We start from the raw sequence: 12841 nt of genomic DNA on the forward strand, positions 1-12841 counted from the left end.
CGATGACTGGTGTGCAGAGCGCGCTCGCGCGGTTCAGTGACTTCGTCTGGTTCACCTGGACCACGTTCCGGGGCACGCGCTTCACGTTGCAGCGTTACTACAAAGAGGTGCTGCGCCAGCTCGCCGACATCAGCTGGGGCTCCGGTGCGCTCCTGGTCGGCGGCGGCACGGTCGGCGTGATGATCCTGCTCTCCCTCTCGGCCGGCACCTCGCTCGGCATCGAGGGCTTCAACGGCCTGGAGATCATGGGTCTGGCGCCGCTGACCGGTTTCGTCAGTGCCGGCGTGAACACCCGCGAGCTCGCCCCCTTGGTCGCCGCCCTGGCCCTCGGTGGACAGGTCGGATGTCGTTTCACCGCACAGATCGGGTCCATGCGCATCTCCGAGGAGATCGACGCGCTGGAGGTGATGGCGGTCGAGCCGATGCGCTACCTGGTCACCACCCGGGTGCTCGCCTGCATGTTCGCGATCCTTCCGCTCTACCTGATCGGCCTCCTGGGTGCGTACGCCGCCTCCGAGGCGTCGGTGGTCTTCATCTTCAACCAGTCGCGTGGCACCTACGAGCACTACTTCTTCTCGTTCATCGACGGCCGCGACGTCTTCCTCTCGATCATCAAGATCCTCGTCTTCGCCACGATGGTGGCGGTCATCCACTGTTGGTTCGGTTTCCGTGCGGGCAGCGGCCCCCAAGGTGTGGGCGAGGCCACCGGTCGCGCCATCCGGTGCAGCATCGTGTGCGTGGTCCTGGTCGACATGCTGCTCACACTCGTGTTCTGGGGCAATGATCCGGGATTCAGGGTGGCGGGCTGATGAGCGCCCCGGCATCCGTGCGCACCCAGGCCCTCCGCGGTGCGGTGTTCCTCTGCATTCTCGCCGTCGCGGTGGGGCTGCTGCTGGCCAAGTCGTTCGGCAAGTTCGACGAGACCGTCCCGGCCACCGCCGTTCTCGACACCGCCGGCGGTGCCCTCGAGATCGGAGCCGAGGTCAAGCTCGACGGCATCGTGGTCGGCAAGGTGGACGAGATCGAGCCGGCGGCCAAGGGCGTCAAGGTCGGCATGCAGTTCGATCCCGAGCAGGCCGAGAAGGTCCCCGGCAACGTGACCGTGCGGGTGCTGCCGGTCAGCATCTTCGGTGCGGCCTACGTCGAGCTGCTCCGTCCCCGCGCCCCCCGCGGTGTGGTGACCACGAACGCCTCGCTCAAACAGGATGCGTCGGCCGAGACCATCGAGCTCGGCGACCTCCTCGAAGAGACCCAGGCGCTCGTCGACGCACTCGGCCCGGCCGAGCTGGCCACCATGCTGGAGACCTTCGCCTCCACCCTCGACGGCAAGGGCGACGACATCGGCTCGATGATCGAGACCGCCAACCGGGCCGTCTCACGGATCGAGCCGTTCATGCCGCTGATCCGCCAGGACATCCGCCTGGCCACGGTCGTGATGTCGACGTTCTCCAAGATCACGCCCAACCTGTTCACCGCACTCGACGGGGTGATGGCAGCGGGACAGACCATGATCGACATGGAGAAGGAGTTCCAGTCAGTGCTCTCCGGTCTGACCGACGTCAGCGGGTCCATCGACAACGTCGTCACGCACAACCAGGCCGCCCTGCAGTACGGCCTTCCCTACCTGCGCCGGGTGATCCACACGCTCTACATGAGCCGGGGCGACATCCCGCGCACGTTCGCCGCGGTGATCGCACTGGGCACCAACGGTGGCGAGGCGTTCAAGTTCGGCCCCTACATGCGGATCGACGCCGACCTGCGACTGACCCCGGAGTCCGAGTACGGCCCGGGTGACTGCCCGTCGTACGCCGGTCTCCGTGGCAGGGGGTGCTGACATGAAGGCCATCGGCATCAAGTTCGGCATCTTCAGCCTGATCTCGATCCTGCTGTTCATCGCGCTCTACAACACGATGACCAACAAGGTCGACGGCGACACCAAGACGCTCTACGCGGAGTTCACGAACATCAGTGGCCTGCGCACCGGTGACGACGTACGCATCTCAGGCGTCAAGGTCGGCCGCGTCGAGGGCGTCGAGGTCAAGGACAACCGCACCGCCCAGGTCGAGTTCACCGTCCAGGACAGCCAGAAGGTCAGCGACACCACCCGTGTGGTCATGCGCTACCAGAACCTGCTGGGCCAGAAGTACCTTGCGCTGACTCCCGGTGCCCAGCCCGGCAAGCGGCTCGAGGACGGCGACAAGATCGGCCTGAACCGCACCCGCCCGGGATTCGACCTGACCGCGCTCCTGAACGGGTTCGAGCCGCTGTTCAACGTCCTCTCGCCCAAGGATCTCAACACCCTGGCCACCAACATCGTCTCCGTCCTCCAGGGTGAGTCGGGCAGCGTGGAGTCGTTGCTCTCCGAGACCGCCGAGCTGACCACGTTCCTGGCCGACAAGGACCAGGTCTTCGGGGAGGTCGTGGAGAACCTCACCCCGGTCATCGACAACCTGGCCGCCAACTCCGACGAGTTCGACACAGCCCTGGTCGAGCTGCGCGAGCTGGCCACCGAGCTGAACAAGGGCAGTGGTCAGTTCTTCGGGGCCCTGGACAACATCGGCACCAACCTCGACTCGACCACCAGCCTGGTCAACGACCTGCGGCCGACGATCGCGGCGGACATCCGCTCGTTGCGCCGCCTGGGCGCCACGATCGGACGGGGCACACCCGTGATCGAGAACGCCCTCGACGCCCTCCCGCAGCTGGTCGGTGCGTTCGTGCGCTCGCAGTCCTACGGCAGCCACCTGCAGGTCTACCCGTGTTCCTTCGGCATCAAGCTGCTGGGGGACAAGACGACCTGGCTCGGCAACCCGAACCGCCCACACTCGGAGGCCTGCCGATGAACATCGCCAAGACTCCCGAGAACTACCGCCGCATCGGCCTGATGGGCGCGGCCGTGGTCGCGATCCTGGCCGCGCTGATCATGGCGACCACCATCTTCCCGTTCGGCTCGAACACCTACACCGCCGAGCTCGAGCACTCGGCCGGCCTCCGGGTGGGTGAAGAGGTGCAGGTCGCCGGGGTCGGTGTGGGTGAGATCCGCAAGATCGAGCTCGACGGGCAACACGTCAAGGTGGAGTTCACCGTCGACAAGGACATCGACCTCGGCAAGAACACGACCGCCGAGGTCAAGGTGGCCACCCTGTTGGGCACGCACTTCCTGCTGCTCTCCCCGGCCGGGAACGGTGAGCTCACCCACGAGCACATCCCGTTGGCCCAGACCCGCGTGCCCTTCAACCTCCAGGACGTCATCAACGAGACCGGCGACCTGTCGCAGAAGCTGGACGTCGACACGATCCGCAAGGCACTCAACACGGTGGCCAAGACGATGGATGCCTCGCGTGAGGAGTTCATCCCCGCGCTGAAGGGCATCTCGGAGCTCTCCGAGATGTTCGCCAACCGCTCCGACGACCTCGGCACGCTGCTCGAGTCGACGAGCACCTTCAGCGAGCAGCTGGCCAATAGCAGTGACGACATCACGGTGCTGATGAAGCAGGCCAACGTGTTGATGGGCGAGCTGCTGACCCGTCGTCAGGCGATCCACAACCTCCTCGTGGACCTGCGGGCGATCGGCACCCAGCTGACCAGCCTGATGAAGGAGAACCGCGACGAGGTCGGTCCCATGCTCGACAACCTGAACACCACGATCACGCTGTTGACCCGCAACCACGCCAAACTCGGTCAGGTCGCGGAGCTGCTCGGCCCCACGGCCCGCTACTTCGCCAACGCCACCGGTGCCGGTTCCTGGCTCGACCAGTACATGCCCGGAGCCACACCGGACAATCTCCGGTGCGCGCTGAAAGGGGCATGCTGATGCGCTCCTCGTTCGCACACGTCGCCCGGTTGGTCGTCGTACTCGCCCTGCTGCTGGCCGGTCTCACCGGCTGCGGGCCCTTCGGCAAGGAGAAGACGACGATCACCGTCGAGCTCTCCAACAGTGCCGGGCTGTTCGTCGGCAACGACGTCGGTGTGCTCGGCGTGCCGGTGGGCGAGGTCACCAAGATCGAGCCCCACGGCGACCGGGTCTCAGTCAGCATCGAGGTCGACCCTGACGTGAAGATTCCCGCCGACGCGGGCGCCGTGGTCGTCTCCCGGTCGATGGCCACCGACCGGTACGTCGAACTCACGCCGGTCTACAAGAGCGGTCCGGTGATGAAGTCGGGCGCCGAGATCGACCAGGCCAAGACCCGCACCCCGGTCGAGTGGGACGAGGTGCTCGACGCCATCGACGTCCTCGCCGAGGGGCTCAACGGCAAGGGCAAGAACAGCAAGCCGCTCAAGCGGCTGCTCGACAAGACCGCGGCCTCCCTCGACGGCAACGGCAAGGTGATCCGCAGCACGATCACCAACCTGGTCAACGGCACCGGCGCGTTCGCCGAGCACAGCGACGCCTTCGCCACGACGCTGGCGAACCTGGACACGCTGACCGCCTCGATCGCCAAGAACGACAAGCTGGCCCGCACCTTCATCAAGAACATCTCCGCCACGACCAACCTGGTGCGTGACGAGCGGATCAACCTGCAGACCGCGGTCGACAGCCTCAGCGAGACGATCAGTCTGCTGGCGATCTTCGTCAAGCACCACAAGGGCGACATGCGATCGGCCGTGTCCAACATCGAGGACCTCTCCCAGCGCATCCTCAAGCACAAGGGATCCCTCGGCGAGTTCCTCGAGGTGATGCCGGTCGCGATGGAGAACCTGGGCCGCGCGATCAACGACCGCAAGCGCCTCGACATCCGCCTTCCGATCGACAAGCTGCTGCCCGGCACCGAGCTCATCCACGCGCTGTGCGGGCTGGTCCCGGGGCCACTGTGCGAGGCCCTCTCCGGTGCTCAGGACATCGGCCGTGTGATCGACATCCTGCTCGGAAGGGGGAACCAGCCGTGAGTCGTCCAGGTCGTCTCCCTCTGATGCGGATCCTTGCATTGCTCGTCGCCGCCCTTCTGGCCGCGACCGGTTGCTCGGCACTCAATGCCGAGAACATCCCGGTCTCCACGGGGGTGGAGAACCCCTATCAGGTGACCGTGGCGTTCCCCGACGCCCTGAACCTGGCCAACGGTGCCGCGGTGAAGATCGACGGCGCCACCGTGGGACGGGTCGAGGAGGTCGCCACCGCCGACTTCCAGGCCCGCGTCACCCTGAACATGGACGGCAAGACCAAGCTTCCCGAGGACACGCTGTTCCGGCTCCGTCCCACCACGGCGCTCGGTGAACTCTTCGTGGAGGTGATCCGCGGCAAGAGTCCCCAGCTGCTCAAGGACGGCGCGGCGATCACCATCGACCAGACGCGGTCGGCACCGACCGTCGAGGACGGTCTGGCCGCGGCGTCACTGCTGATCAACGGCGGCAGCCTCAGCCAGATCAAGACGATCGTCAACGAGGTCAACACCGCACTCGACGGACGCACCGGGACCGTGCGTGACTTCATCAACAACACCGAGTCCCTGGTCGGCACGCTCAACGACAGCAAGACCGACATCGACGTCTTCCTGACCGCGTTGGCACGCACCTCCAAGCTGCTCAACGCTCGCGAGGCGCAGATCAACCGTGCGCTCAAGCTGGCGGGTCCGGTGGCGAAGGTGGTTCGACGCAACAGTGGCCGGATCACCTCACTCCTCCAGGAGCTGCAGGGGATGAGCAAGAAGGTCGACGGGCTGGTCACCGCCACCAAGGGCGACATCAGCGCGTCGGCGGCCGAGATCGGTCCCGTGCTCGACACGCTCCAGAACAACAAGGCCCAGGCCAAGACCATGCTGATCAAGGCGACCGAGCTGGCCGGGTTGATCGATCGGGCCGTGCCCACCGAATACCTCAACCTCGCGCTCGAGATGCGGCTCAGTGGCGACTTCGGTCTGCCCACTCCCGGTGCTCGTACGACGACCGAGCGGGGGCAGCAGTGAAGAACAAGAAGGCCGCCAAGGCCTCACTCGGGAAGCTGATCTTCGGCGCAGCCGTGCTGGCCGGCGTCCTGGTCCTGTGCCTGATCCTGATCTTCGCGTGGATCCTGCAGGCGCCGCTCGGCAAGGACCAGGATGAGATCACCGTGACGATGCCGCGCACCGGTGGCCTCTTCGAGGGGTCCTCGGCGAGCTATCGCGGCGTCGAGGTCGGCGAGGTCAAGAGCATCGTGCTCGACGGCAAGGGCGTGAAGGTCACCGTCAAGCTCAAGTCCGACGTCCAGATCCCCCAGGACGTGGAGGCCAAGGTCCGCTCACTCTCGCCGGTCGGCGAGCAGTACATCGACTTCCGGCCCCGCACCACGGGCGGTCCCTACCTCGCCGACGGTGACCGGGTCACCGCGACCGCGGAGGACCTCCCGGTCTCGATCGCGAAGATGGTCAGCGGCCTCCAGGCCGCGATGCGTCAGGTCGACCCCGACAAGGTGCGCTCGGTCCTGCACGAGATCAACACCGCGTTCGACGGCAGCGGCGAGGAGCTGCGTCAGCTGCTCGCCAACACGGAGACCCTCCTCGACACCGTCGACACCACGTGGCCGACGGCCGAGAAGGTCTTGACCCAGGGGCGCACGACGCTGAAGATCTTCGCCGACAACCGGCAGCTGCTGACGGACTTCGCCGCATCCGCGGCCACGGTGGGCACCTGGTTCCTGCAGTGGAACCCACAGCTGCGTGAGGTGCTCACTCGGATGCCCGGTGACCTGGCCGACGTGATGGTGCTGATCGACGGTGTCGACCACCGCCTGCCCGGCCTGCTGAAGAACGTCAACCCGCTGACCAAGTTCCTGGCCCTGCGCGGACCGCACCTGCAGGCCACGCTGTCGATGACGCCCTACGGCCTGGGCCGCTTCGCGAGCGTCATGTACAACGGCTACATGAACGTCACGGCCAGCCTGGAGGAGACCCCGTCGATCTGCACCTACGTCGACAACAAGGGTGACCCGATGGAGGGCACCGGCGGTCGCGATCTCTATCTGAACGGCCACTGCGGCGATGGCGCTCCGTGGCGCGGGGCGAACCACGCGCCCCCGGCGTTGACTCGCTGAGCCCCGCTCAGCGTCAGCGGCGCCGGTCGGGCTGGACCCGCAGGGCGGTCAGGGTGGTGGCCAGCATGCGGTAGTGGCCGACCAGCATGAGCAGCTCCACGCTGGTGCGCTCGTCGAGGTGGTCACGCACTCGTGCCCAGGCGGCGTCCGACAGGTCGGCGTCGCGCAGCAGCTCGTCGGTGGTGGCGAGGAGCATCGCGTCGCGCTCCGGCCATGCGTGGGTGCCGCGATCGGCCAACGCCTCGATCTCGGGCGCGGTCAACCCCGCCTTGCGGCCGAGGCCCTCGTGCTGGCCCCATTCGTACGCCGAGCCGGCCCGGGCCGCGACGCGCAGGATGACCAGCTCGGTCTCCCGGCGAGGGAGGCGACCGCCGGGCATCAGCCGTCCCGCGAAGTGCAACCACCCCCAGAACAGCCGACGGTTGCGGCCCAGGGTCAGGAACACCGCGGGCGGCTCGGTGCCCGAGACCCGGCCGGCCAACCGGGAGAACGCCCAGATTGCCGGGCCGACCTCGCGGACGCCACCGGGGGACAGTCGTGCCTGCGGGCTCACGCAGTGCCACCGGTGCGACGGGCCCTGCCCACCGCGGGAAGCGCCTTGTTGGCGCCCGCGTTCATCACCCGCATCGCGACGACGTACGCCGGCGAGCAGTGCCGCTGCAGGAAGTGGATGAACCGGATGTCGTTGGAGGTGTAGACCCAGTACTTGTTGCGGCGTACCCCGTCGAGGATCGCCGAGGCCGCCACGTCGGGACTGACCGCGCGCTTGCGGAAGTGGGCATGGGCCCGCTCGAAGGACGGTGTCGACTTGTCCACGCCGGCGATGTCGATGGTCTCGGTGAGGCCGGTGTCGACGCCGCCCGGACAGACCAGGCTGACCCCGATCCGGTGTCGCCGCAGGTCGAAGCGGAGGACCTCAGAGACGCCGCGCAGCCCGAACTTGCTGGCCGAGTAGGCCGCGTGCCACGGCATCCCGATGATGCCGGCAGCCGAGGAGACGTTGACCAGGTGACCGGGGCGCCCGGACTCGATCATCGGGGGGATCAGCTCCTCGATGACGTGGATCGGGCCCATCAGGTTGACGTCGACCAGCTTGCGCCACTGGTCGTGCTCGAGGGACTGGACGGTTCCCCACGACGAGATCCCGGCGACGTTCATGACGACGTCCATGGCCCCGTGGGCGGCGGTCAGCCGGGTGGCCAGGGCCGCCACTGCTGGATAGTCGCTGATGTCGACCGCCTCGGTGAACGGCACCGAACCGCCGCTGGCGCGGATTTCGGCGGCCGTGGCCGCGAGCTCGTCGGTGTTGCGGTCGGTGAGGAAGACCGAAGCCCCCTCGGAGGCGGCCAGGAGAGCGCAGGACCTGCCGATTCCGCTGGCCGCACCGGTGACGAAGATCTTCTTGCCGGACAGGTCCCGAAAGGAAGAGCTGAAGGGGCGGCGGAACATGTGTCTCCTGAGGTGGGGGTCAGAGAAGCGGCCGCAGCGGCGCCAGCACGGACTCGGTGAAGCGTCGGTAGATGTCGCGGGACTCCCATTCGTCCCGGGTCAGCTCGGCGCTGTTGGACAGGTCGACCTCGTAGATCTGCTCCATCGCCCGGGCCATGCCCGGGTCGATGATCTCGACGTTGATCTCGTAGTTGCCCTGCATGCTCAGCCGGTCGATGTTGGCGGTGCCGATGGTGGCCCAGCTGCCGTCGATGGTGGCCGTCTTGGCGTGCACCATGGCGTCCTTGAACCGGAAGATGCGCACGCCGGCGGCGATCAGCTGGCCGAAGTAGCCTCGGGAGATCCAGTCGGCCACGATGTGGTTCGACTTGGCCGGCACCAGCAGGCGTACGTCGACCCCACGCCGGGCCGCGTTCGCCAGGGCGTCGACGAAGTCCTGGTCAGGGATGAAGTAGGCGTGGGTGAGCCAGACGTTGTCGGTGGCCCGGTTGATCGCCTCGAGATACATCGAGCGGATCGGGAACATCCACAGTCGCGGCACGTTGCGGTGGAAGCGGATCCTGGGCTCCCACTGCGACGCGGTCTCCAGCAGGAGGGGGCGTTCGCTGGCCCGGAAGCGCTTGCGTCGGTAGAGGTTCCAGAAGTCGGCGAACGCACGCTTGAGGTCCCACACACCGGGCCCGGTGATGCGGCAGTGGGTGTCGCGCCACTCGGTGGCGTAGGGGGTGCCGATGTTGTAGCCGCCCACGAACCCGACCTCGTCGTCGACGACGAGGATCTTGCGGTGGTCGCGGCCGTAGTGGCGGAGGTCGAAGAACCGGAGCCCGGCGTTGTAGACCGGGAAGCGCAGCACCTTCAGCCGGGGGCTGAAGTTCTTGAACGTCGGCTTCACCACGATGTTGGCGAACGCGTCGTAGATGATGTGCACGTCGACGCCGCGCTCGGCCGCCTCGGTCAGGGCCTGCTTGAACCGCTCGCCGACCTCGTCGCCCTTCCAGATGTAGGTCTCGAAGAGGATCTGGCGCTTGGCCCCGTCGATCGCCGCCAGCATGTCGTCGTACAGGTCCTGGCCGAAGGTGTACGTCGTCACCGTGCCGTCGCCCACCTCGACCGTGCTCGGGCTGGTCGTCGGGAACGGCTTGGGCTTCTTGTTCCGGCGCCGATAGGAGTCGACCAGGGTCAGACCCATCGCGAGCAGGAGCTGCGCGCCGAAGAAGGACAGCAGAGTTCGCCGCACGTAGGTGAGCAGCCGATCCCGGCTGCGGACTGTTCGGGGCACGGCGTCAATGTAGCCGCTCCTCGGGCGGACGCGTTGTCGGTGCCGGTGGTTAGGCTGGACGACATGCGACCAGTGACCGATCTCGAGCGTCGGGTGGCGCCGTTCGAAGTGATCTCCGACTACCAGCCGGCGGGCGACCAACCGGCGGCGATCAAGGAGATCTCCGCCCGGGTGCGCGACGGCGTCGACGACGTCGTCCTGCTGGGCGCCACCGGCACCGGCAAGACAGCGACCGTGGCCTGGGTGGCCGAGGAGCTGCAGCGACCGTTGCTGGTCCTCCAGCCCAACAAGACGCTGGCCGCGCAGTTCGCCAACGAGCTGCGCTCGCTGTTCCCCAACAACGCCGTCGAGTACTTCGTCAGCTACTACGACTACTACCAGCCCGAGGCCTACGTCCCGCAGACCGACACCTACATCGAGAAGGACTCCTCGATCAACGAGGAGGTCGAGCGGCTGCGGCACTCCGCGACCAACTCGCTGCTGACCCGGCGCGACGTCATCGTGGTCTCGACCGTCTCGTGCATCTACGGTCTCGGCACCCCCCAGGAGTACGTCGACCGCATGCTCCGGTTGCGTGTCGGTGAGGAGCACGACCGCGACTCGATCCTGCGACGACTCGTCGAGATCCAGTACACCCGAAACGACCTGGCCTTCACCCGCGGCACGTTCCGGGTGCGCGGCGACACCCTCGAGATCTTCCCGGTCTACGAAGAGCTGGCGGTGCGCATCGAGTTCTTCGGCGACGAGGTCGAGCGGTTGATGACGCTGCACCCGATCAGTGGCGAGGTGATCACCGACGACCAGGAGCTCTACGTCTTCCCGGCCACCCACTATGTGGCCGGGCCGGAGCGCATGGAGCGTGCGATCAACGGCATCGAGGCCGAGCTGACCGACCAGCTGGCCACCTTCGAGCGCCAGGGCAAGCTGCTCGAGGCGCAGCGGTTGCGGATGAGGACGACGTACGACATCGAGATGATGCGCCAGGTCGGGTCCTGCTCGGGCATCGAGAACTACTCGATGCACATCGACGGCCGAGCCCGTGGCACCGCGCCCAACTGTCTGCTCGACTACTTCCCCGAGGACTTCATGCTGGTCGTCGACGAGTCCCATGTCGCGGTGCCGCAGATCGGTGGCATGTACGAAGGCGACATGTCCCGCAAGCGCAACCTCGTCGAGCACGGCTTCCGTCTCCCCAGCGCGATGGACAACCGCCCCTTGAAGTGGGAGGAGTTCCTCGAGCGGATCGGTCAGACGATCTATCTCTCGGCCACCCCGGGCAACTACGAGCTCGACAAGGTGCAGGGCGATGTCGTCGAGCAGATCATCCGGCCGACCGGCCTGGTCGACCCCGAGGTCATCGTCAAGCCCACCAAGGGCCAGATCGACGACCTGATCCATGAGATCCGGACCCGCGCAGAGAAGAACGAGCGGGTGCTGGTGACCACCCTGACCAAGAAGATGTCCGAGGACCTCACCGACTACCTGCTCGACGCCGGCATCCGCACCCGCTACCTGCACAGCGAGGTCGACACCCTGCGCCGCATCGAGCTGCTGCGCGAGCTCCGCATGGGCGAGTACGACGTCCTGGTGGGCATCAACCTGCTGCGTGAGGGCCTCGACCTGCCCGAGGTGTCGCTGGTGGCGATCCTCGACGCCGACAAGGAGGGGTTCCTACGCTCCGACAAGTCGCTGATCCAGACCATCGGCCGTGCGGCGCGCAACGTGTCGGGCCAAGTGTTCATGTACGCCGACAAGGTCACCGACTCGATGGAGCGGGCGATCGACGAGACCAACCGACGTCGTGCCAAGCAGGTCGCCTACAACACCGAGCGTGGGCTCGACCCGCAGCCGCTGCGCAAGAAGATCGCCGACATCACCGACATGCTGGCCCGCGAGGACGAGAACACCCAGGAGCTGTTGCAGACCTGGGCCGACGTCGGTCAGAAGGGTCGGGCCGGGGGAGTGAAGCCGAAGGTAGCGCCGACCCCGTCCCTGTCCCGGATCCACGCCGAGGCTCCCGACACGTCGGGGATCCCCTCCAGCGACCTGGCCGAGCTGATCCAGGCACTGACCGACCAGATGAAGACCGCGGCTGCCGAGCTGCAGTTCGAGGTGGCCGCCCGTCTCCGCGACGAGATCTCCGACCTCAAGAAGGAGCTCCGCCAGATGATGGAGGCGACGAAGTGAGGAGGGAGCGCCGAGTGAGGAACGAGCTCGAGTGTTCCCGACGAGCGAGGAGCGCGCGAGCGAAGCGAGCGCCGGCGACGCGCTGAGCGCCTGGTACGCACGCTGGCGGCGTTCTCGTCACTCGTGGTGCGGCCTAGGGTGAGCGCATGGATGTCGAGCAGATGCAGGCCTTCGCGCTGGGGCTTCCGGGCGCGTGGTCGGACAACCCGTGGGGCCACGAGCACCCCGTGATCAAGGTCGGCCCGGGGGAGCGGGGCCAGATCTTCGCGTTCCTCGGAGCCGGCGGGGTCGGCGTGAAGTGTGGTGCCGACCGGGACGTCGCCGACGAGTGGCTGCACCGCTACCCCGATGACGCGTCAGTGATGCGCTACATCGGCCGGTCGGGGTGGAACGACCTGGCCTTCAACGGCGCCATTCCCGACGACGAGCTGCTCGCGGCCGTCGAGGAGTCCTACACCACGGTGGTGTCAAAACTGCCGAAGAAGCTTCGCCCCGACGCACAGGAGACCGATCGATGAGTGACAACCAGGCCCTGATCGAGCGGATCCACTCGGTGATCTTCACGCCCGTCCGTGGCCAGGCGGGCTACGAGATGGGCCACGTCGACGACTTCCTCGACGGCGTCGTCGTCGCGCTCAGGCAAGGGCGTCCGGTCGAGCCGCTCATCGACATGGTGCGCTTCTCGACCACCCGGTTCCGCGAGGGATACGACATGACGGAGGTCGACCGCTTCCTGGCGAGTGTCGTGGCGGAGTCGAACGGGCAGTCCGAGGCGGCTCCGACGGAGGGAGCCTCGGCGCCCGAAGAGGCGCAGCCGCACGCCCAGCACCCCCACCCCGGAGAGGACTCACCCGCCCAGGAGCCGGGCGTGATCCAGGAGCAGCGGGGGCTGCTGAGCCGGTTGTTCGGTCGCTGACCCGTTC

The 12841-nt window shown here is 67.0% G+C and carries 13 protein-coding genes; 10 read left to right on the forward strand and 3 right to left on the reverse strand.

Annotated elements, in window-relative coordinates:
* Window positions 1-2: 2 nt before the first annotated feature.
* The 7 genes from NJ4_RS13610 to NJ4_RS13640 are packed head-to-tail and all read left to right on the forward strand — an operon-like array spanning window position 3 to window position 7003.
* Window positions 3-809 (forward strand): MlaE family ABC transporter permease, encoded by an 807-nt coding sequence (locus NJ4_RS13610; protein WP_067435955.1) that lies wholly within the window; start codon window positions 3-5, stop codon window positions 807-809.
* Window positions 809-1834: an MCE family protein gene (locus NJ4_RS13615; RefSeq protein WP_067435958.1), complete on the forward strand. Its 1026-nt coding sequence runs from the start codon at window positions 809-811 to the stop codon at window positions 1832-1834. Before NJ4_RS13610 ends, NJ4_RS13615 begins: the two co-directional genes overlap by 1 nt.
* A 1-nt stretch (window position 1835) precedes the next feature.
* Entirely contained in the window at window positions 1836-2843 is a 1008-nt protein-coding gene (locus tag NJ4_RS13620) for an MlaD family protein (RefSeq protein ID WP_067435961.1), read from the forward strand.
* On the forward strand, window positions 2840-3814 hold the full coding sequence (locus NJ4_RS13625) for an MCE family protein (RefSeq protein WP_067435965.1): 975 nt from the start codon (window positions 2840-2842) through the stop codon (window positions 3812-3814). The genes NJ4_RS13620 and NJ4_RS13625 overlap by 4 nt, the downstream gene beginning before the upstream one ends.
* Window positions 3814-4887 carry an MCE family protein gene (locus NJ4_RS13630; protein ID WP_169799261.1) on the forward strand — a complete coding sequence of 358 codons (1074 nt, stop codon included), beginning with the start codon at window positions 3814-3816 and terminating at the stop codon, window positions 4885-4887. Before NJ4_RS13625 ends, NJ4_RS13630 begins: the two co-directional genes overlap by 1 nt.
* A gap of 23 nt (window positions 4888-4910) precedes the next feature.
* Window positions 4911-5900 (forward strand): MCE family protein, encoded by a 990-nt coding sequence (locus NJ4_RS13635; RefSeq protein WP_067435971.1) that lies wholly within the window; start codon window positions 4911-4913, stop codon window positions 5898-5900.
* Window positions 5897-7003, forward strand: coding sequence for an MlaD family protein (locus tag NJ4_RS13640; RefSeq protein ID WP_067435974.1), 1107 nt, complete (start codon window positions 5897-5899; stop codon window positions 7001-7003). Before NJ4_RS13635 ends, NJ4_RS13640 begins: the two co-directional genes overlap by 4 nt.
* A 13-nt stretch (window positions 7004-7016) precedes the next feature.
* Here the strand turns inward: NJ4_RS13640 and NJ4_RS13645 are convergent, their stop codons facing one another.
* The 3 genes from NJ4_RS13645 to NJ4_RS13655 are packed head-to-tail and all read right to left on the reverse strand — an operon-like array spanning window position 7017 to window position 9731.
* A complete protein-coding gene (locus NJ4_RS13645) occupies window positions 7017-7556 on the reverse strand; it encodes a carboxymuconolactone decarboxylase family protein (protein WP_067435979.1) in 540 nt (179 codons plus the stop codon).
* Complete coding sequence (locus tag NJ4_RS13650) at window positions 7553-8452, reverse strand: SDR family oxidoreductase (RefSeq protein ID WP_067435983.1); 900 nt, start codon at window positions 8450-8452, stop codon at window positions 7553-7555. Before NJ4_RS13650 ends, NJ4_RS13645 begins: the two co-directional genes overlap by 4 nt.
* A gap of 19 nt (window positions 8453-8471) precedes the next feature.
* Entirely contained in the window at window positions 8472-9731 is a 1260-nt protein-coding gene (locus NJ4_RS13655; protein ID WP_245644566.1) for a phospholipase D-like domain-containing protein, read from the reverse strand.
* 63 nt (window positions 9732-9794) lie between these two features.
* On the opposite strand from NJ4_RS13655, the gene uvrB reads away from it, so the two are divergent.
* The 3 genes from uvrB (at window position 9795) to NJ4_RS13670 (ending at window position 12834) form a co-directional block, all read left to right on the forward strand.
* Window positions 9795-11918 (forward strand): excinuclease ABC subunit UvrB, encoded by a 2124-nt coding sequence (uvrB, locus tag NJ4_RS13660; RefSeq protein WP_067435987.1) that lies wholly within the window; start codon window positions 9795-9797, stop codon window positions 11916-11918.
* Window positions 11919-12064: 146 nt separating this feature from the next.
* Complete coding sequence (locus tag NJ4_RS13665; RefSeq protein WP_067435992.1) at window positions 12065-12436, forward strand: MmcQ/YjbR family DNA-binding protein; 372 nt, start codon at window positions 12065-12067, stop codon at window positions 12434-12436.
* A complete protein-coding gene (locus tag NJ4_RS13670) occupies window positions 12433-12834 on the forward strand; it encodes a DivIVA domain-containing protein (protein WP_067435999.1) in 402 nt (133 codons plus the stop codon). Before NJ4_RS13665 ends, NJ4_RS13670 begins: the two co-directional genes overlap by 4 nt.
* Window positions 12835-12841: the final 7 nt, after the last annotated feature.

The organism is Nocardioides jensenii JCM 1364 = NBRC 14755, assembly GCF_001552535.1.
Taxonomy (GTDB): domain Bacteria; phylum Actinomycetota; class Actinomycetes; order Propionibacteriales; family Nocardioidaceae; genus Nocardioides; species Nocardioides jensenii.